19 protein-coding genes are annotated in these 18,834 nt (G+C 59.3%); 11 read left to right on the forward strand and 8 right to left on the reverse strand.

What is annotated here, in order from left to right; genetic code table 11:
* The first annotated feature begins 122 nt into the window (after positions 1-122).
* The 5 genes from A11A3_RS15065 to A11A3_RS15085 all read left to right on the forward strand — a co-directional run bounded on the left by A11A3_RS15065 (position 123) and on the right by A11A3_RS15085 (position 5,698).
* Positions 123-1,085: a lipase family alpha/beta hydrolase gene (locus tag A11A3_RS15065; protein ID WP_008930191.1), complete on the forward strand. Its 963-nt coding sequence runs from the start codon at positions 123-125 to the stop codon at positions 1,083-1,085.
* A 3-nt stretch (positions 1,086-1,088) separates the two neighbouring features.
* On the forward strand, positions 1,089-2,132 hold the full coding sequence (locus tag A11A3_RS15070) for a lipase secretion chaperone (RefSeq protein WP_008930192.1): 1,044 nt from the start codon (positions 1,089-1,091) through the stop codon (positions 2,130-2,132).
* A gap of 372 nt (positions 2,133-2,504) precedes the next feature.
* The gene (locus A11A3_RS15075; RefSeq protein ID WP_008930193.1) at positions 2,505-3,623 is read left to right on the forward strand and encodes a ferredoxin reductase; all 1,119 of its coding nucleotides are present in this window, start codon (positions 2,505-2,507) and stop codon (positions 3,621-3,623) included.
* A 10-nt stretch (positions 3,624-3,633) separates the two neighbouring features.
* Complete coding sequence (locus tag A11A3_RS15080) at positions 3,634-4,833, forward strand: fatty acid desaturase family protein (RefSeq protein ID WP_008930194.1); 1,200 nt, start codon at positions 3,634-3,636, stop codon at positions 4,831-4,833.
* A gap of 214 nt (positions 4,834-5,047) precedes the next feature.
* On the forward strand, positions 5,048-5,698 hold the full coding sequence (locus A11A3_RS15085) for an OmpW/AlkL family protein (RefSeq protein WP_008930195.1): 651 nt from the start codon (positions 5,048-5,050) through the stop codon (positions 5,696-5,698).
* A 106-nt stretch (positions 5,699-5,804) separates the two neighbouring features.
* On the opposite strand, the gene A11A3_RS15090 is transcribed toward A11A3_RS15085, so the two are convergent.
* The 3 genes from A11A3_RS15090 to A11A3_RS15100 all read right to left on the reverse strand — a co-directional run bounded on the left by A11A3_RS15090 (position 5,805) and on the right by A11A3_RS15100 (position 9,424).
* On the reverse strand, positions 5,805-7,298 hold the full coding sequence (locus tag A11A3_RS15090) for a hypothetical protein (RefSeq protein ID WP_157375753.1): 1,494 nt from the start codon (positions 7,296-7,298) through the stop codon (positions 5,805-5,807).
* 69 nt (positions 7,299-7,367) lie between these two features.
* Positions 7,368-8,579, reverse strand: coding sequence for a peptidoglycan DD-metalloendopeptidase family protein (locus A11A3_RS15095; protein WP_008930197.1), 1,212 nt, complete (start codon positions 8,577-8,579; stop codon positions 7,368-7,370).
* 386 nt (positions 8,580-8,965) lie between these two features.
* A complete protein-coding gene (locus A11A3_RS15100) occupies positions 8,966-9,424 on the reverse strand; it encodes a transcriptional repressor (RefSeq protein ID WP_008930198.1) in 459 nt (152 codons plus the stop codon).
* A 274-nt stretch (positions 9,425-9,698) separates the two neighbouring features.
* Here A11A3_RS15100 and A11A3_RS15105 point away from each other — a divergent pair, with 274 nt between their 5' ends.
* On the forward strand, positions 9,699-10,304 hold the full coding sequence (locus A11A3_RS15105; protein WP_008930199.1) for a GNAT family N-acetyltransferase: 606 nt from the start codon (positions 9,699-9,701) through the stop codon (positions 10,302-10,304).
* A gap of 443 nt (positions 10,305-10,747) precedes the next feature.
* On the opposite strand, the gene A11A3_RS15115 is transcribed toward A11A3_RS15105, so the two are convergent.
* Both A11A3_RS15115 and A11A3_RS15120 read right to left on the reverse strand, forming a co-directional pair.
* A complete protein-coding gene (locus A11A3_RS15115) occupies positions 10,748-12,337 on the reverse strand; it encodes an ABC-F family ATPase (RefSeq protein ID WP_008930201.1) in 1,590 nt (529 codons plus the stop codon).
* A 134-nt stretch (positions 12,338-12,471) separates the two neighbouring features.
* Complete coding sequence (locus A11A3_RS15120) at positions 12,472-13,053, reverse strand: HAD family hydrolase (RefSeq protein WP_008930202.1); 582 nt, start codon at positions 13,051-13,053, stop codon at positions 12,472-12,474.
* 131 nt (positions 13,054-13,184) lie between these two features.
* Here A11A3_RS15120 and A11A3_RS15125 point away from each other — a divergent pair, with 131 nt between their 5' ends.
* Complete coding sequence (locus A11A3_RS15125) at positions 13,185-13,700, forward strand: outer membrane beta-barrel protein (protein ID WP_008930203.1); 516 nt, start codon at positions 13,185-13,187, stop codon at positions 13,698-13,700.
* A 27-nt stretch (positions 13,701-13,727) separates the two neighbouring features.
* On the opposite strand, the gene A11A3_RS15130 is transcribed toward A11A3_RS15125, so the two are convergent.
* Positions 13,728-14,162: a hypothetical protein gene (locus A11A3_RS15130; RefSeq protein WP_008930204.1), complete on the reverse strand. Its 435-nt coding sequence runs from the start codon at positions 14,160-14,162 to the stop codon at positions 13,728-13,730.
* Between the two features lie 276 nt (positions 14,163-14,438).
* Here A11A3_RS15130 and A11A3_RS15135 point away from each other — a divergent pair, with 276 nt between their 5' ends.
* Entirely contained in the window at positions 14,439-15,287 is an 849-nt protein-coding gene (locus tag A11A3_RS15135) for a metal-dependent hydrolase (protein WP_008930205.1), read from the forward strand.
* 60 nt (positions 15,288-15,347) lie between these two features.
* Here A11A3_RS15135 and A11A3_RS15140 read toward each other — a convergent pair whose 3' ends face one another.
* Positions 15,348-16,058, reverse strand: a complete 711-nt coding sequence (locus A11A3_RS15140) for a phosphoadenylyl-sulfate reductase (protein ID WP_008930206.1) — start codon at positions 16,056-16,058, stop codon at positions 15,348-15,350.
* A gap of 145 nt (positions 16,059-16,203) precedes the next feature.
* Positions 16,204-16,728 carry a porin family protein gene (locus tag A11A3_RS15145; RefSeq protein WP_157375760.1) on the reverse strand — a complete coding sequence of 175 codons (525 nt, stop codon included), beginning with the start codon at positions 16,726-16,728 and terminating at the stop codon, positions 16,204-16,206.
* Between the two features lie 266 nt (positions 16,729-16,994).
* Here A11A3_RS15145 and A11A3_RS15150 point away from each other — a divergent pair, with 266 nt between their 5' ends.
* From A11A3_RS15150 to A11A3_RS15160, 3 genes are all read left to right on the forward strand, one after another.
* On the forward strand, positions 16,995-17,402 hold the full coding sequence (locus A11A3_RS15150; protein ID WP_008930208.1) for a DUF4168 domain-containing protein: 408 nt from the start codon (positions 16,995-16,997) through the stop codon (positions 17,400-17,402).
* A gap of 156 nt (positions 17,403-17,558) precedes the next feature.
* Positions 17,559-18,191, forward strand: coding sequence for a YceI family protein (locus tag A11A3_RS15155; RefSeq protein WP_008930209.1), 633 nt, complete (start codon positions 17,559-17,561; stop codon positions 18,189-18,191).
* Positions 18,192-18,380: 189 nt separating this feature from the next.
* Positions 18,381-18,809 (forward strand): PepSY-associated TM helix domain-containing protein, encoded by a 429-nt coding sequence (locus A11A3_RS15160; protein ID WP_237738880.1) that lies wholly within the window; start codon positions 18,381-18,383, stop codon positions 18,807-18,809.
* The last annotated feature ends 25 nt before the right edge of the window (positions 18,810-18,834 follow it).

The following is an 18,834-nucleotide window of genomic DNA, read 5'->3' on the forward strand; positions in this document are numbered from 1 at the left end:
TCATTTGCCTGTCCTTTTCTGTTATGGCCCCGGGGCGCCGGCTGATGGAGCATGGCGGTGCTTGTGGAATCCCCCCTGAAACCTCCACAGCCCCCCTTAAAACAAAAACACGAGGGTTCACAATGAAACGCTACTTCCAACGCCTGGTACTGCCTGTTTTCCTGCTCGCCTGTGCCTCCCCGGCCTTCGCCGGCTGGTTCAGCTGGTTTTCGGTGGATTCCAGCTACGCCAAGACCCGTTACCCCATCGTGCTGGCCCACGGCATGGCCGGCTTCGACAAGGCCGGGCCGCTGGATTACTGGTACGGCATCCCCGGTGACCTGCAGGATCGCGGCGCCAAGGTCTACCTGACCCAGGTCTCCTCCTTCGAATCGTCAGAGGTCCGTGGCGAACAGCTGCTGGAACAGGTGCTGGATATTCTCGCCATCACCGGCGCCGACAAGGTCAACCTGATCGGCCACAGCCACGGCAACCAGTCGATCCGTTATGTGGCCGCCGCCATTCCCGACCGCATTGCCTCGGTGACCTCCGTGGGCGGCCCGACCAAGGGTTCGCCGGTGGCCGATGTGATTGCTTCGGTCTCCGATGTGGCCGGTGATGGCCTGAGCAACGGCGTGGGCTCCATCGTCAACGCCTTCGGCACCCTGATCGGCCTGGCCGCCGGCGAAAAACTGCCGCAGGATTCCCTGGCCGGGCTGGCCTCCCTGACCACCGCCGGCGCGGCGGATTTCAATGCCCGCTTCCCCGCCGGGGTACCGACCAGTGCCTGCGGTGAAGGCAGCTATGTGGTGAACGGCATCCGCTACTACTCCTGGGGCGGTACCGGCCATGTGACCAACCTGCTCGACCCGCTGGATGTGCCGCTGGCGCTGGTCTCCGCCGCCTTTGTCGGCAAGGCCGACTCCCAGAACGATGGCCTGGTGGGCCGCTGCAGCAACCACCTGGGCAAGGTGATCCGCGACAACTACCGCATGAACCATCTGGACGAGGTCAACCAGGTGATCGGCCTGACCGACCTGTTCGAAACCGACCCGGTGGTGGTATTCCGCAACCATGCCAACCGCCTGAAAAACGCCGGGCTCTGATTGATGGGGTCCCCGGCTCGCCGGTCACTGCGTTATGCAGTGCCGGCTTTTCTGCTGATCACGGCGCTGGCGCTCTGGTTACTCAAGCCGGAACCGGAGCAGCCCGGTGCCGCCGCAGCCCGCTCCGCGCCGACCGGGACGCTGGCCTCCGCCGCCTCCGCCTCGGCCACCCCGGGCTCGGCCACGCACTTTGTCACCGGGCTGGAAACCCTGCCCGCCTCCCTGGAGGGCACCCGGGTGCCGGATGGCCTGCAAGTGGACGCCGACGGCAATCTGGTCATCAATGCCGGCATTCGCGATGTGTTTGATTACTTCCTGACGACGCTGGGCGAAGAGGATCTGGCCACCGTGGTGGCGCGCATGCGTGCCTACCTGGCCAGCCAGCTGCCCGCGGGTGCCGCAGACCAGGCCAACCGCATTCTGGATGGCTACCTGGCCTGGCGGGACAACCTGTCCACCATTCCCCAGGCCGGCGGCGTCAGTGCCGAGCAGCTGGATCTGAATGCCGTGCGCGCCCAGCAGCAGGCCGTGGCCGACAGCTGCCAGCAGTATATGGATGGCACCGTCTGCCAGGCCTTCTTCGCCCGCCAGACCGTCCGTGATGACTACGCCATCAACCGCCTTGCGGTGTTGCGCGATGACAGCCTCAGCGCCGACCAGAAAGCCCGGCGCATTGCTGCCCTGACCGCTTCACTGCCGGCACCCATGCAGGAGGAAATCAGCGAGGTAACGCGCTATCAGGCCCTGCGCGACCTGACGGCCCAGAGCCGCGAAGAAGGTCAGGATGATGCCGCCCTGCACCAGATCCGCGAACAGCTGGTCGGCCCCCAGGCCACCAGCCGCCTGGAAACGCTGGATGCCAAACGCCAGCAATTCAACCAGCGCGTGGACCAGTGGCTGACCCAGCGCGCCGCGCTGCTGGCCAACACCGATCTGTCCGAAGCGGACCGTGACGCCCAGGTGGCCGCCCTGCGCGAGCAGCAGTTCACCGACCAGGAAGCGATTCGCGTGAAAGCCCGCGAGCGTATCGCCGATCAGCAGCACTGATCATTTGTGATACGCCCCCTCCTGTCGATCAGGAGGGGCGTTTCGGCATCCTCTTTCCCTTCCCGGCTTTTCACCACGTCTATTGTCAAAAGCGCCCCATGACTGGACAAGGCTGTTCACCCGCCTCTACTCTCGAGAACAGTGACGGGGCATTTTTACTCATTATGAAATAGCGTTTTTATCTTTTATTTTCATTGAGAAGGCCACTCTGGCGCCGACCTGCAACCGGCCAGGGCAACCCCGTAACAGCACAGACAACATGAACGGATTTGGCCGCTCGTACCACAACGCCCGGCCACAATGGCCCCGGTGAATGGACGCCGGGGCGCGCGACAAAAACCTCGAATAATGACAACGTCAAGAGGAACCGTTATGCGTCAACCCTCCCCGCCGTCGCCGGGTTCGGCACCGTCTATCTGGTCTCGCCTGAGCACCCTGACTGACTATTTCGCCTGGCCGCTGCGCACCTCTCACTATCTGGAGCTGGTCAATCCCCTGTGGACCACCCACAAGTTGCAGGCAAGGGTGGTAAAGGTGTGGGATGAAACCCGTGACGCCCGCACCCTGACCCTGCGTCCCGGCCTTAACTGGCGCGGACACCGGGCGGGCCAGCATGTACGTATCGGCATCCCCGCCAATGGCAAGCACTACACCCGCACCTACACCATTTCCTCGCCGCCGGAGCGCGATGACGACTGCTTTACCATCACCGTCAAGGCCATCGACAAGGGCACCATCTCCCACCACATCGTGCGCAATATCAAGGTCGGGGATTATCTGCCCATCGGCCTGCCCCAGGGCGATTTCTATCTGCCCGATGCCCAACCGGTACAACCGCTGTTCATCACCGCCGGCAGCGGTATCACCCCGGCGTTCAGCATGCTCAACAGCCTGATCGCCCAGGGTCGGCTGCCGGATACCTGCCACCTGCACTATGCCCCGCACGAATTCGATGTGGTGCTGGGCAAGGAACTCAAGGCACTGGCGCAAAAGCACGACCGCTATCACCTGCATCTGCTCTACACCCGTGACGGCGAAGACAAACGTCACGCCCGATTTTCCACCGCCCAGCTGGATGCCCTGTGCCCGGACTGGAAAGAGCGTGACGTTTACGCCTGCGGCCCGCCGGCCCTGCTGGAGGCCGTGGAGCACTGTTTCGAACAGGCCGGGCGCAGCCGCCACCTGCATATCGAGCGCTTCCGGGCGCCTTTCACGGAGATTCCCGCCGATGCCGTGGGTGGGCGCGTACGCTTTGCACAAAGCAATGTGGACACCGAGGGCGACAGCGAAACGCCGCTGCTCAAGGTCGCCGAGGCCGCCGGCATGAACCCGCCCCACGGCTGCCGCATGGGTATCTGCCACACCTGCAATACCACGCTCAAATCCGGATGTGTGCGCGACCTGCGCACCGGCGAGATCCTCAACGAAGCCGGCAGCATCGTACAAACCTGCATCTGCGCCGCCGCTGGCGATTGCGAACTGGACCTGTGAGGAGACGGCCATGAAAAGTCATCGTTACCCGGTGGACCTCACCGACGAACAAATCGAGGAATTCGGCCGCGAACTGGATGCCATTCGAGACGAGGTCTTCGACGCCCGCGGCGACAGCGACCGTGCCTACATCCTGCGGGTGATCAAGACCCAGCGCAGCCTGGCCGTCATTGGCCGCTTCATCATTTACCTGTCACTGTTCTTCATCCCGGCATGGGGACATGCACTGGCCAGCTGGCCGGTGATGCTGGGCATCATGGCACTGGGCACCGTCATGCTCGGCGTCGCCAAGATCCTGGAGAACATGGAAATTGCCCATAACGTGTTACACGCCCAATGGGACTGGATGAAAGACCCGGAAATCCAGTCCAATACCTGGGAGTGGGACACCATGAGCCCCTCGGACCGCTGGATGCATTCCCACAATGTGGTGCATCACACCTGGACCAATGTGCTGGAAAAGGACCTGGACGTGGGTTACGGCATCATGCGCGTGACGCCGATGCAGAAATGGAAGCCGGCCTACCTGCTGCAACCGGTTTATTTCATTCTGTTGATGCTGTTGTTCGAAGAGGGTGTCGCGCTGCATGAGCAGGCCATCGATGATCACCTCAAAGGCAAGAACAAGTTTGCCGACTTCAAACCGCTGATGAAACGCATCGGCTACAAGATCTGGCGTCAGGTGGCCAAGGACTACATCGCCTGGCCGCTGGCAGCGGCGCTGGTGGCGATCCCGATTTCGTTTTATGTGCCCTTCTCGCCTTTGATGGTCTTTGCCATGGTGGCCGGCGCCAATGCCATCGCCAATCTGATGCGTAACATCTGGGCCTTCATCATCATTTTCTGCGGGCATTTCCCCGCCGGCGCGCACAACTTCACCCTGGAGCAGATTGAGGGCGAGACGCGGGCACGCTGGTACCTGCGGCAGATGCTGGGCTCGTGCAATATCGAGGGCGGTCGCCTGTTCCATATTCTGTCCGGCAACCTGTCACACCAGATCGAGCACCACCTGTTCCCGGACATGTGCAGCAACCGCTACAAGGAAGTGGCCCCCCGGGTTCGCGCCCTGGCGGACCGCTATGGCATTCCCTACAACAGTGCGTCGCTGCTGCGACAGTTCGGCACCACCTGGCTGAAGAATCTGCGCCTGGCCTTTCCCGGTGGTGGTGAGCCCTATGACGGTAATCGCCAGCAAGCCACGCAATCCTGATTACCCCGGACCCTCCCTGCCGGGAGTCCTGGAACCGCATATCCACCGCGGCCTGAGCCCGGCCCGGTGGCTGCGCCCCGCCCACGGATTGACCTGCATCAAGTGAAGCCTCCATTGGCAGCATAACTGACCCTATAGCTGATCCAGATCAGCAAAGCACAGGGAACAAACGGACAAGCTGGCAGCACACTTCGACTCACAAGGAATGTCTGCCATGAAAATCCTGCGTCCGACCCTTCTTGCCGTCTGCGTTGCCATGGTGAGTGGCCATGCCCTGGCCTATCAGGCCGATGACGTGATTGCTCGATTCGGCCCGGCGGTGGTTGCCCCGGATGGTGACTCGTCGTCAGCGCTGGGCGATATTGCCGATGTGGATGATGGCTACAGTGCCGGGATCAGTGCCACCTACATGATCAATGATCTGTTTGGCCTGGAAGTGCTGGGTGCCCTGCCCTTCAAGCACGACATCCATGGCAGCGGAGCACTGGACGGCGTGGAGATCGGCTCCACCTGGCAATTGCCGCCCACCCTGTTGCTGCAATTCGCCCCGCCGGTGAGCGAGTCATTCCAGCCCTATGTGGGGCTGGGCTACAACTATACGTTCTTCTTTGACGAGAAAACCGACGGCGAACTGGATACCGCCCTGGGCGCCCCCACCTCGCTGTCACTGAGCGATTCCAGCGGCATTGCCTACGAGGTGGGCGTGGATGTGCCGATACGCGATAGGTGGATGTTCAACGCCTCGGTATGGCACATCGATATTGATACTACCGCAGATGTGAAAGCCGCTGGCAGCACCGCTGCCAAGGTAGATGTAACCATTGACCCATGGGTTTACATGGTCGGGCTTGGCGTGAAATTCTGACCAGTCATTATAGCCAGATTGCTCGCGTTGCTCTGAACTTCAAACGCACAAAAAAGCCCCGGCAAATGCCGGGGCTTGATGCTCTCGAAAGACACCCACTCAACGATCAGAGCGGCCCGGGCCCCTCAAGTTGATAGTTCTGGTAAAAGGTGCTGCTGGTGCCACTGGTTTTTTCGAATAACTGCTTCCAGTGAGTGGTTACCACCGGGGATTCGCCACTGAGGTCGATGGTAATATCCGCCAGGTAACCGTTTGTGGCCAAGGCCAGCAATCTAACCTTGCCTCTCTCGGCGCTGACAACTTCAGAATAATTGATCGACCAGTACTCCAATTCGTTGGACTCGTTTTCCGCATGAGGAGTGCCACCATTGAAGGCGCCGAAGGCCATGCCATTCAGGGCTTCTTCGGACAAAACCAAAAGTTTCTCGCTGTTGACACCAAGATCCACTGCCAGAGGCATCATGGCTTTCACCTGATCCACCAGACTCTCATCCAGTGTAGGTGAAAACGCCAGCGTTCTGGTGGCGGTGAATTTAGGGTACGCCATTTCCGGCGATTTGCCCTGTGCCTTGCCGTTAGCAAATTTTGAATCGAGCAGGAAGGTCGCACCGGTATCACCGTCGATCTTGAAACCAGTACCCTCGCCCAGGGAATTCATAGACTGTGCTTCTTCATTAAAAGCAGCAGACGCATAAAAACCATTCTGGGTCAGATTGACCCCATAGGCCGCCCCCTCACGGGAAACCAGAAATGCCATGTAAGTGGAATCGTTCGCACTGTATTGAACTTTACCTTCATAGAAACCCGCATTGGCCAGGAACAGGGCCATTACCACATGGGATTCAACGGAAGAACTGTCAACCAGCGTGAAAGGCCCACCATCCACGCTCTGGGTCAGCGCGTTTAAAACAGTTTGTGCAGCAGACGCAAAAGCCGTTGGGTCCTGATCGAAATTGAGACTCAAGCCAGTATTGACCTGCGCGCCAGCAGGGATCTGGATACCATTGGACAGATCACCGTCCGCATCCAGGCTCATCAGAAACTGAGCCAGATTGAGTACCATATTACTGGTTTCATCAGCGCCAGTGCCCGCAAGAGTCGCCGGCGTGATGAAACTGGTACCAGACTGCATGGTGGCAGAGCCAAGGGTGATGTCTCCTACTTTGAAGGTGACCTTCTCTCCCACATCACAAGTAAGAACCCCCTGCTCACCGGTTACCTTGACCTCGGCAGAATCACCACACGTATATTGCAGGCCGGTAACAGCATTATCGACGAAATACGCTTCCCCAGTGCTGCTTTGCGAGTGACTGGAACTACTGTCGCCCCCGCAACCCGACAACACAACACTACTCGCCAGAGCAACCCCGGCCAGAGTTTTCCCCCACATACGAATTTCCTCTATCTGTTTATTTATATTTAGAAAGCAAAAACTTGCGCATATATAACTATATGCATAATTGCAGACTAATCCATCCATTTCCTTAATAAGAAATGCCTTAATCTGCTCAACGTCCCCGATGAATACGCAGAATGATCCATTTTTATAACAAAAAAGAATAAAAATACTTTTTATCAGTCCGTGTGGCGATAAAATCAAACACACTCTCTTGGCCGCTACCGTTGCCGCATACGCTCCCAGAGCAGATCAGATGCCCCCCCCCCCCCTTTAACAAGACGACGAATTGTCTTGCTTGTTGCTGCACACTGCCTGATCACCGCCTTCGCGATAAGCAGCATCTTGCTGTGCCAGTTCGGTGGCATCGGACATCATCGCCTGCAGTGTCTGCACGTGACGGCGGTAGTCGGCCAGTTCGGTTTTGGGAATCGACTTGAGCATGGGGATGTCGGCGGTAATCGGGTTCACCGGTTTGCCCTTGATATGCAGCTCGTAATGCAGGTGCGGGCCGGTGGAGCGGCCGGTGTTGCCGGACAGACCAATCACCTGGCCCCGTGACACATGCTGGCCACGGTGCACCAGTATCTTGCTCAGGTGCAGGTAGCGGGTGGAATAGGGGCCGAACTCCTCGATCACGATGTACTTGCCCGCATAGCGGTGGGTTGCCGTGCGCACCACCCTGCCATCGCCGGTGGAGATCACCGGGGTCCCTTTGGGGGTCGCAAAATCCACGCCATTGTGGGGCGCGTAATGGCCAGAGACCGGGTTCAACCGCCAGGGGTTGAATGACGAGCTGATGCGGAAACGCTTTTGGGTCGGGTAGCGCAGCAGGGCCGGGGTCAGATTATCGCCATTGGCATCGTAGTAGGTGCCGTCGGAATGCAGGTAGGCGCTGATATCACGGCGGTGGGCATTGATGTGCGCGGCCAGTACGTGATTATTGCCAATGGGTTTGCCGTCAATGGTTTCCCGTTTGATGACGATCTGGAAGGCATCTCCGGCACGCAGGTCACGGCGGAAATCGAGTTTACTTTTGAACAGCTGGTCGATGGTCATGATGGTCTGGTCGGACAGACCTGCCTGGCTGGCGGAGGCATAAAAGCTGCCGCTGATTTTGCCCCTGACCACATCGGTGACCCAGCGGGTCGGCGTAACCGCTTCCCTGTAGGCGAAGTGCCCGTCTTCCTCACGCTGGTAGGTCACGGTTTTGCTGGGGTCCACCGGTATCGACAGGCTGTGAAGGGTGTTCTCCTTGCCGAGCTGAAACACCAGCTTGTCCCCTGGTTGCAGCACATCCACCACCAGATAGGGTTCATCGGCTTCCAGCACACCGTAGAGATCATTACCCGGAATTTGCTGCTGATTGAAGATGGCTTCCAGGGTATCGCCGGGTTCGACCGTGTACTCCACGTTATGGAATGCCGGGGTGACCGTGCCGGGGGTGGCAGCGTTTTCCGGCTGGGCCTTGCCGGGCGATGTCATCGACAATGGCGCCTCGCCTTGCGAAGCCGTCTCGACTGCCTGGGGGGCATTATGCCCGGCTGACGAGGAATCGCCGTGGAACCACCCGTAAAGGGCCAACCCTGACAGCAGTAGAAGGGTGGTGACGGGCAAAAGCCATTTGCGATAGCGAGGGGCAAGGGGTTGGGATGATGTCATTGTAAAAGTGTTCTCTTCTTTATCGATTCAAAGGATGACTCGGGCCATCCGGTAATAATCAGGCCCGACCAGTTAATCGCTGATAATTCCTTGCGGTAGCGGGCACCATGGCCCAATGGCGGGACATCCCTGTCCCCTCATCTGCGGTTACAGTCAGGCGGGCTGACCGACAACGGTTTGCTCTTCGAGCTGTTTGCGGGCCCGCCCTTTCAGGCCACGGCGCATGAAGCGCAGCGACCGTGGATCTCCAGTAATGGCTCGTGCTGGACTTGAAAGCCCTCCCGGCCCAGCTGCTGCTGCAACTGACTGACCGCGCCCTTCAGCAACGGGGTTTCCTGAACACCACCGCAGGTATCACAGAGCAGAAAAAGCGTGCCCTGATGGTCGTGCTGGCAGGTAATGTGCCCACAGGCCAGATACTGGTTGGTGGAGCTCAACCGGTGTGCCAGCCCCTGCTGGACCAGAAAATCCAGCGCCCGGTAAATGGTGGGCGGCTGGGCATTTGCCTGGTACTGGTGCTTGAACTGCGCCAGTAACTGGTAGGCGGACTGCGGCCCCGCCTGGGACAACAGCAACGCGAGAACCTGTTTCCTCTGGGTTGTCATGCGCCCACCCTGCTGCTGACATCGCTGTTCAGCGCGGGTCAGCGTTTGGCTGAGACCGCTCATGCTCACTCCTGATGTTCTGGCCACCCATGCCGTGAACTTTTCACGAAAACGATGACTGCCTGCCCGAGGTGGCCGATCACCAGGTTTGTGATCGTTAGGAAGACCCGCGAACCCGGCAACGAGTTCCGGCCAACCTGCCATGCTGTGATCACTGTCAGGCAGCCATTGCAGAATTTGAAATGTTATAACATAACAATTTCATGCTGCAACCTGGCCCCTGTCTGGCGCAAGCGGTTGCGCTATGCTTGTCGCTTATCGCTGATGGAATTCCGGAATGACAACTCCCCTCTGTGCGGATGTGGACGCCATTGCCCGAGTACTGGCAAAGGCTTTTCAGCAAGACCCGCTGTTCCGCCATTTTTTCCCGCGCCCGGAAACGCGGCAAGCCAACGCCTTTTTAACCTTCCGGTTCCTGGCCAGCCACGCCCGGAGCAAGGGGCAGATCGTGATCACAGACGGTGATCTGCACGGTGCGGCGGTCTGGGTACCCTCCCACCATTACCACCGCAGTGTGGTGGACATGCTTCGCTTCGGCGCGACCCGCATGGCCCTGCGGCAATCGCCGGCGGCGCTGCTGCGTCAGATTCGCGCCAGTGACCACATGGAAACACTCCACCGACGTCTGATACCTCAGCCACACTGGTATCTGTCCCTGCTGGGTGTGGACCCGACGCAACAGGGGCGAGGGCTGTCACGTGAGCTGTTGCAGCCAATGCTGGCACAGGCTGACAGTGCCGCCTTGCCCTGCTTTCTGGATACCCATAACCCGGACAATGTGTCGCTTTATCAGCGCTTCGGGTTTCAGGTTGTCCATGAAGGGCTGATGCCGGGCACGACTGTGCGGCACTGGGCCATGCAGCGCGATCCACGGCAGGTGTGAATACCTTCCAAAGGCAAGGACCGAAATCCGGGCACCCCCTCCAGCTCCCCCTCATTGAGGGGGAGAGCTTGGTGCAGCGGCTTATTGTCGATGATGCCGCAACCTGGCAAGAGACCCTCCTCCCCTTTTCAAGGGGAGGCCGGGTGGGGTACCTGCACCTTTGATACCCTCCAGCTCCCCCTCATTGAGGGGGAGAGTTTGTGCCGCGACTTATTGTCGATGATGCTGCAGCCTGGCAAGAGACTCTCCCCCCCCTTTCAAGGGGAGGACGGGTGGGGTACCTGAACCTTTGATACCCTCCAGCTCCCCCTCATTGAGGGGGAGAGTTTGGTGCAGCGGCTTTATTGTCGATGATGCTGCAGCCTGGCAAGGGGCCCTCCTCCCCTTTTCAAGGGGAGGCCGGGTGGGGTTGCTGTTTGCCCGTCAGCAGCAATGTGGCTGATTCAGGCCACACCCTGGCTTTTCAGGTAGTCGTCATAGCTACCGTGGAAGTCGACAATGCCGGTGGGGGTCAATTCGATGATGCGGGTAGCCAGGGAGGAGACGAACTCCCGGTCATGGCTGACAAACAACAAGGTGCCCGGGTAGTTTTCCAGTGCCAGGTTGAGTGACTCGATGGACTCCATGTCCATGTGGTTGGTGGGCTCATCAAGCAGCAGGATGTTGGGCCGCTGCAGCATGATCTTGCCGAACAGCATGCGCCCCTGCTCTCCACCGGAAATCACCTTCACGGATTTGCCGATATCCTTCTGGGAGAAGAGCAGGCGCCCCAGAGTGCCGCGTATCACCTGCTCGTCGTCCTTTTCCTGACCCCACTGGTTCATCCAGGCAAACAGGTCCATATCGTCGGCAAAGTCATGGGCGTGGTCCTGGGCGTAGTAACCCAGCTCACTGTTTTCCGACCACTTCACCTCGCCGGCGGTGGGTTCAAGGTCACCGACCAGGCAGCGCAACAGGGTGGATTTGCCAATGCCGTTGGGGCCGATGATGGCAATGCGCTCCCCCACTTCCACCCGCAGATCCAGCCCGCTGAACAACGCCTCGTCGAAGGACTTGGCAAGGCCATGCACTTCCAGCGCGTTGCGGAACAGTTTCTTGTCCTGCTCGAAGATGATGTAGGGGTTCTGGCGGCTGGAGGGTTTGATCTCTTCCAGCTTGATCTTGTCGATCTGCTTGGCGCGACTGGTGGCCTGTTTGGATTTGGAGGCGTTGGCGCTGAAGCGGCTGACAAAGGTCTTCAGCTCGGCGATCTGCTGCTTTTTCTTGGCATTGTCGGCCTGCACGCGCTCGCGGGCCTGGGTGGCGGCGGTCATGTATTCATCGTAATTGCCCGGATAGACCCGCAGCTCGCCGTAATCCAGATCCGCCATGTGGGTGCAGACACTGTTGAGGAAGTGGCGGTCGTGGGAAATGATGATCATGGTGCACTGACGCTGGTTGAGGATATCCTCCAGCCAGCGAATGGTGTTGATGTCCAGGTTGTTGGTGGGCTCGTCCAGCAGCATGATGTCCGGGTCGGCGAACAGCGCCTGGGCCAGCAGCACCCGCAGCTTCCAGCCCGGGGCGATTTCGCTCATGGGGCCGAAGTGCTGCTCCACCGGAATATCCAGGCCCAGCAGCAACTCGCCGGCGCGCGATTCCGCGGTGTAGCCGTCCATTTCCGCGAATTCCGCCTCCAGCTCACCGGCGCGAATGCCGTCTTCCTCGCTCATCTCCGCCTTGGCGTAGATCGCATCGCGCTCTTCCTTGATGGTCCACAGTTCCTCGTTGCCCATGATCACCGTGTCGATGACGGTGTACTGCTCGTAGGCGAACTGGTCCTGGCGCAGCTTGCCGATACGCTCGTCCGGGTCCTTGGAGATATTGCCCGAGGACGGCTCCAGATCACCGCCGAGGATTTTCATCAGGGTGGACTTGCCACAGCCGTTGGCGCCGATCAGGCCATAACGGTTGCCGTTGCCAAATTTGACGGAGACATTTTCAAACAGTGGCTTGGCGCCAAACTGCATGGTCAGGTTCGCGGTTGTCAGCAAAATAGTGATCCGGTTGGAAAGCAGAAATGCGGCTGATCGTGATCAGCAATGGACAGTGTTTCAGGGGTACCCCGGCGGGCGGGGCGGCGAATTATCACACAGCCGCCGGGCAGTTAACAGGCATGCCGGTGCGATCAGTCGCCCGCCAGCAACTCATCGAAATGGCGGATGTGCCAATCGGCGTCGCCAACAAACCGGCCACTGTCGGTCGGGTCGTAGTAACAGGCGGCCATGCCCGCCCGGCGGGCGGCCTGCAGGTCATAGATAAAGTCGCCCACATACACCAGCCGCTGAGGGTCACAGCCCCATTGCGCGGCAATCATCAGCAACCCCTGCGGAGACGGCTTGGGAGCACAGTCCTCCCGGGCCAGCATCACATCCACCTCAATGCCCAGGCGCGCCATGGTCAGCTGGGCTATCTCGCGGGCGTTGCGGGTGAGGATGGCCGTGGGCAACCCCTGATCCCGTACCTGCTGGAGGCACTGGCGGGCACCGGGCATCCAGCGGGCTCGCTCGGCCCCCTGGCGTTCGTGATGCTTGACCACCTGGTGAGCCTGATGCTGCCGGTCCGCTGGCAAGCCATCGATGAACTCCAGCACCCCGACTCCCTCCGGGCACGCCAGCTCTGCACGGATGGTGGTGAAATCCAGGCGTGAATCCACCAGGGTGCCATCCAGGTCGAAGATGATGCCCTCCAGGGGCTGTGGGCTTTTCAAGGGCTCTCTCCTGCTCTGATCCGTCGTTATCAGGGTTGTGGCCAGTCTGCGGCAGGGCTGTACTCATTGGCGTCAAACTGAGCAATACTGTGTATACCTCAATCAGGGATTCGAATCAGGGAGAGTGTGTCATGAAAGGATCCGCACAATGGCTGGCCGCCGCCGCGTTTTTGTCCGTCGCGCCGCTGGCCAACGCCGGTGGCATCTATATTGGTGGCGGCCTGTACAACAGTGCCGCCGATGAAAAGGTCGATCAGCTCAATATTGATGATGATGACACCACCGGGGCCCTGTTCCTCGGCTGGCGGCCCATTGAATTGATCGGCGTGGAAGCCGGCTACTATGACTTCGGCAAATTGAAGGCCGACAATTCCAATGCCTCCATCGAAGGTGGCGCGACCACACTGGCCGGCCTGCTGAGTCTGGAGCTGGGGCCGGTCGGCGTCTATGCCAAGGGCGGCGTGGCCGACACAAGCTTCGATGTGAAGCACGGCAGTGATGACAACGCCGACTCCACCGACCCGTTCGGCGGCCTGGGCGCCACGGTGGACCTGCTCGACAAGCTGTACGTTTACGGTGAGTACATGCACTTCGACAACGATGCCAAGATCGACATGCTCGGCGTGGGGCTGCGCTATCAGTTCTGAGTCAGTGCCGGCATGCCCCCGTGCCGGCTATTGTTCCACCCGCTCCACCACGATCTGCTGCCCGGGGACCCGATAGCGGGCCACCCGGGCGTTGCCAGCGGGCAGATCAATGGCGGTGCGCAGATGGCGCGCCACGGCGGCGCCGTTACGGCGCTGGTAGGTGGTGATGTCGAGCACGAACACGGAAGGCCCTCGGCGGCGGATATCCAGCTGATAACGGTCGGATTTGGCCTGCCAGCGGGTGCGCCGGTCTGCTTCGTAAAGGCGAACCACCAACTGCTCCCCGGGTGATTCCAGCCCCGTCAGTACACCCTGCCGATCGGTTTCCGGCAGAGGCTCCCAGAGCACCTGCAGGCCATTGGCCGGTGGCCATTCACGGCCCAGATAACCGGTGAGATAGCCGGCCAGCAACACCAGCGTCGCCACCACCAGCAAGACCAGCGGCGCGATAAATCGCTTCATCCCTGTCTCCGCGTTCCTGTTGCTTCCATCAGATCATTGCCGTGCCGGTTTGCCAATGGCTGCGGAGCGTTACTGCCGGTATCAACCGGCACACAAGGACGCGCCCTTTTCTGCCGGTACCTCTGGCTCCGTGGCCGCAAACCACCGCCACAGCCCGCCCCCGTAAAGGGCTGCAGCCCCTTGTTTTATTTACGTAGCTGACTGTCACAGTTGCCTTGTATTTGGCCCCAATTCGGCGTTAAGTGAAAGACAGCGCTACGGACCAGGATGATAACAATGAAATTTCACATCATGCCCACACGGCGGAATCTCAAGTTTCATGTGCCCGATGAGCAGGTGCTGAACTGGCACAGCAAGGGCCCCACCGTGACCCAGTTCTTCAATACCCTGTCGCTGTTTTTCCCGGAGGGCGAACGCTTCTTCATCAACAGCGTGCGCCATTACCGTGACCAGATCAGTGACCCGGAGCTGCAGGAGGCGGTACGTAACTTCATCGGCCAGGAAGCCATGCACGGCCGCGAGCACGAAGCCTATAACCAGAAGATGGTGGAAGCCGGCCTGCCGGTGGACCGTCAGGAAGCCATTGTGTCCAAGCTGCTGGATCACATTGCGCGGCATCGGCCCATGGCCCTGCAATTGGCCGCTACAGTGGCCCTTGAGCATCTGACCGCCATTCTTGCCGATGTGCTGCTGCGCGAGCCGGATCTGATTGAAGGGTCGGACAAGTCCTATCAGCGCCTGTGGCACTGGCATGCCCTGGAGGAAACCGAGCACAAGGCGGTGGCCTTTGATGTGTTTGAAACCGTGTTCGGTCGCGGGCTCAAAGCCTGGCTGCTGCGTTGCGGCGCCCTGGTACTGGCCACCACCATCTTTTTCTCGCTGTTCTACCCGTTCTACATCATCAATGTCTGGAAGACCGGCCACCTGTTCAATCTGAAGGGCTGGTGGCAATCGATCAGCTTCCAGTGGCTCAAGCCCGGCGGACTGCGGCGGGTGATCATCCCCTGGCTGGACTGGTTCAAACCGGGCTTTCATCCCTGGGATCACGACAATCGCCAATTCCTGGCGGAGATGGATGAGCTGATCGGCGATACGGACGGTTACCAGAAAAACCAGGCCGCCTGAGCCTCTCACTTACCCATGAAAAAGGCCGCTGGAAGCGGCCTTTTTCGTACCTGGCGACCCTCAGAGGTGAATGCCGCACTCGGTCTTGTTGTTGCCCTGCCAGCGACCATCACGGCCCTCGCCCTTCCAGGTGCAGTGGCTGCAACCGATGGAATCGTAGCCTTCCGCCACCAGCGGGTGGAACGGCAGGTCGTGGTCGCGGATGTAGGCATCACGCTCTTCCTTGGTGACATCGATCATGGGGTTGAACTTGATCATGCCACGGCGCTCTTCGAAGATTTCCAGGTTGGCACGGTGCTCGGTCTGCCAGCCCATCAGGCTGGAAATCCACAGATCGTAGTTCTCCTTGGCCTCTTCCAGCGGATTGACCTTGTTCACCTGGCAGCACAGATCCGGGTCGGTTTCCCACATGCGGTTTTCCAGGGACACCTGGTGATGGTCCGGGTCGGGCTTCACGTCCACCACATCCAGCTTGAACTTCTCGACCAGGAAATCCTTGTATTCCAGGGTCTGCGGAAAGTGGTAGCCGGTATCAATGAAATGAATCTTCTGAGCCGGACGGATACTGGAAATGATATGCAGAAAATACGCCGAAGTGGCCGCAAAGGAGGACGTCACCATGATCTTTTCCGGATTGAAGTCCTGGTAGACACGGCGAATACGCTCGGCAAAGTTCAGCGAACGGTAGGTCTCGTTCAGCTCGGCCAGGGCATCTTTGGAGAGCCCGGCAGAATTGTCGCCAAAGCGGGTAATCACTTGTGCACTGCCCATGGTTCACTTCACCTCGGATCGGGGGAATTCACGAGTGGCCATGGTACCGCCCCATCAGAGATTATAAAGAAATATATGGTGCTATTTTTATTACCACAGGGAATATGACTGGATGACGCCATCAATCCGCCGGATCATGCCTGACTCAGAAGTGATAAGTTACGCCCAGGCTGATCAGCTCCTGTTGGGTATAGTCGTTGTCTGCTAAACGCAAATACTCCAGATTCAGGCCCAGGTGACTGTCGGCGGCATAGTCAAAGCCGAATCCATAGGAGGCGCCGTCATCTCGCTGTGTATTGCCGTTGAAGTCATTCTCCACGTAACCATACCCCCCAATCCCATAGGGGGTTACCGGGCCCTCCAGTGGCAAGGTCATCAATAGATAACCACCGTAGTAAAAATCGTTCTCGACCTTGATATCGCGATAACTATCATCGCCCAGGGCCTGGCCGGCCCGGACTTCGACGCTGAACAGCTGATGCAAGACCGCGCCGCCACGGAGGGTGTATCCGTTAAGTCTGGCATTATTGACAGCCCCCCGATCCACCGTCATGTAGCTGTACTGAGCCCCGCCGTAAAAATGCCCTTCATAGGTCTGCGCCTGGGCACACGAGGAAAAAATGACGGAGGTGACTGCCAGAGCGATCAGCCCTGCCCGATCCATTCCCATGTTGCTCTCCTTTTTTCAGCATTGTTATGCCTGCGATTTTTTTGCCTGATGTTCACAGGCCACACCTTCATTAACGCCCTACATAGGCTTTTTTGCAAAACTATTGGCAGAAAACTGTGGGCCGGCACCGGCAAATTTACACAACGTAACAATCGTTACTGAACTTGACGTCACAGGCCTGTCGTAACGCTCAGGTGTCTGCGGATGCATTCACCCCGGAAGTACCGCCGGGAAGGCGGTCGTTAGTCATGCAAGGAGACAGTGTGATGAAAAAATCGGTAATGACCCTCAGCGTTATCCTGTTCAGCAGCGCCCTGGCGGGTACTGCCCTGGCCGCCGGCACGGGGAACGCCCAGTCACCGGCCACCGCCCCCCGCCACAGCCAGGCGCCAGCCCAGCAGCAGCTGCCGGATGCCTCCAGCTTCTCTGACAAGGACCTGCAGAACTTCGCCCAGGCGCACAAGCAAGTGCTGGAAGTGCAGAAGGAATATTCCGGCAAACTGCAGGCCAACAAGGAGGAACCCAAAAAAGCCATGCAGCTGCAGCAGGAAGCCCAGCAGAAGATGGTCACCACCATCAAGGACAGCGACATCAGCCTGGGCCAGTACAACCAGATCATGCGTCTGGCTCAGTACGACAGTGATTTCCGCCAGCGGGTGGAAACCTTCATGTAACCCCCGCGGCCGCCATGCCTGCCCGGGCATGGTGGCTACCCATCAGTTTTTTTGTATAAACCGTGCAAGTCATGCGGTCGCCAACGCGGGCGAATCGCGCTAGCGTTGAGTTTCTGCTTACACAACGTTCCGCACAAACAGGACAAGGAAGCTACCATGCGCGTTACCCCCGTTGCCCTTCTGGGCCTGGCTTTCGCCAGCCCCATGGCCCACGCCGATACCACCGAGTACACCCTGGACCCGAGCCACACCCAGGTGCAGTTCTGCTGGAAGCATTTCGGCTTTTCCGAGCCCTGCGCCAACTTTACCCAGGTAACCGGCAGCATCCGGGCCGACAATGACAGCCCGGAAAAATCCAGCGTGGAGGTAACCATCCCGGTCAAAAGCCTGGACACCCATGTGGCCCTGCTCGACGAACACCTGCTGAGCAAACCGGAATTCTTCCACCCCAAGAAGTACCCCAACATCACCTTCAAGAGCACCGGCATCATCAACGTGGACAAGAAGGACAACGAGTTCGATCTGGTCGGCACGCTTACGGTCAACGGCATCAGCCGGCAGGTGGTGCTGGAATCCGAGCTGAACAAGCGCGGCAAGCACCCCATGTGGGATAACGCCCCCGCCGTGGGCTTTGAAGCAGAAACCACCCTCAAGCGTTCCGACTTCGGTATGGACGCCTACGTGCCCATGGTCAGTGACAAACTGGATGTGACCATTACCGTGGAAGCCATCGAAGCCGACGCCTACGCCGCCAAAATGGCAGAGCGCAAGAAAGCGGCAGGTAAGTAACCCCACGCCCGGCCGGCCATTCTGTGACCGGCCGGGGCATCCGCCACAATCGCAAATGATATAAATTATCATTTGCTTTTACGCCCTCCTATCCTTTACATTCCTTGCCACATTACTACCGGGTCCCCGCTCCGGCGGCGCCGGTTTCCATGCGTCCGGCTGTAACGGCCCCGGCGCCGCTTATCACGAATGGCTTCCAGGGTTGTGAACAAGAAACGCAAGGCCTTCTGGCTGAAACAACTGCACCAATGGCACTGGATCACCTCGGCAATCTGCCTGGTCAGCCTGGTGCTTTTCAGTGTCACCGGCATCACCCTCAACCATGCCGCCGACATCCGCGCCGAGCCGGTCATCCGGGAGAGCGAAGTCACCCTGCCCGCCGGCCTGCTGGAGACCCTCAACCACCGCCAACAGGGCCCGCTGCCCGCTGAGTTGCAACACTGGCTGAAGCAGCAACTGGATATCGAGGCCGGCGACAAGGCCGCAGAATGGTCTGCGGCGGAGGTTTATCTGGCCCTGCCCCGTCCCGGTGGTGATGCCTGGCTTGCCATCGATCGAAACAGCGGGGAGGTGATCAGCGAAGTCACCGATCAGGGCTGGGTCGCCTTTTTCGGGTAAGCGGATTAAATGGTTGATCTTACCT

The organism is Alcanivorax hongdengensis A-11-3 (genome assembly GCF_000300995.1).
GTDB classification, from domain to species: domain Bacteria; phylum Pseudomonadota; class Gammaproteobacteria; order Pseudomonadales; family Alcanivoracaceae; genus Alcanivorax; species Alcanivorax hongdengensis.

Bases quoted from the DNA above. Each gene is read 5' to 3' on its own strand.
- A11A3_RS15095 (WP_008930197.1), bottom strand. From the start codon at position 8,579: ATGACATCGCCCGGCAAGGCCCAGCCGGAAAACGCTGCCACCCCCGGC.
- A11A3_RS15135 (WP_008930205.1), top strand. From the start codon at position 14,439: ATGAAATTTCACATCATGCCCACACGGCGGAATCTCAAGTTTCATGTG.
- A11A3_RS15140 (WP_008930206.1), bottom strand. From the start codon at position 16,058: ATGGGCAGTGCACAAGTGATTACCCGCTTTGGCGACAATTCTGCCGGG.
- A11A3_RS15155 (WP_008930209.1), top strand. From the start codon at position 17,559: ATGCGCGTTACCCCCGTTGCCCTTCTGGGCCTGGCTTTCGCCAGCCCC.
- A11A3_RS15065 (WP_008930191.1), top strand. From the start codon at position 123: ATGAAACGCTACTTCCAACGCCTGGTACTGCCTGTTTTCCTGCTCGCC.
- A11A3_RS15125 (WP_008930203.1), top strand. From the start codon at position 13,185: ATGAAAGGATCCGCACAATGGCTGGCCGCCGCCGCGTTTTTGTCCGTC.
- A11A3_RS15070 (WP_008930192.1), top strand. From the start codon at position 1,089: ATGGGGTCCCCGGCTCGCCGGTCACTGCGTTATGCAGTGCCGGCTTTT.
- A11A3_RS15150 (WP_008930208.1), top strand. From the start codon at position 16,995: ATGAAAAAATCGGTAATGACCCTCAGCGTTATCCTGTTCAGCAGCGCC.
- A11A3_RS15085 (WP_008930195.1), top strand. From the start codon at position 5,048: ATGAAAATCCTGCGTCCGACCCTTCTTGCCGTCTGCGTTGCCATGGTG.
- A11A3_RS15075 (WP_008930193.1), top strand. From the start codon at position 2,505: ATGCGTCAACCCTCCCCGCCGTCGCCGGGTTCGGCACCGTCTATCTGG.
- A11A3_RS15130 (WP_008930204.1), bottom strand. From the start codon at position 14,162: ATGAAGCGATTTATCGCGCCGCTGGTCTTGCTGGTGGTGGCGACGCTG.
- A11A3_RS15160 (WP_237738880.1), top strand. From the start codon at position 18,381: ATGGCTTCCAGGGTTGTGAACAAGAAACGCAAGGCCTTCTGGCTGAAA.
- A11A3_RS15100 (WP_008930198.1), bottom strand. From the start codon at position 9,424: ATGAGCGGTCTCAGCCAAACGCTGACCCGCGCTGAACAGCGATGTCAG.
- A11A3_RS15080 (WP_008930194.1), top strand. From the start codon at position 3,634: ATGAAAAGTCATCGTTACCCGGTGGACCTCACCGACGAACAAATCGAG.
- A11A3_RS15145 (WP_157375760.1), bottom strand. From the start codon at position 16,728: ATGGGAATGGATCGGGCAGGGCTGATCGCTCTGGCAGTCACCTCCGTC.
- A11A3_RS15105 (WP_008930199.1), top strand. From the start codon at position 9,699: ATGACAACTCCCCTCTGTGCGGATGTGGACGCCATTGCCCGAGTACTG.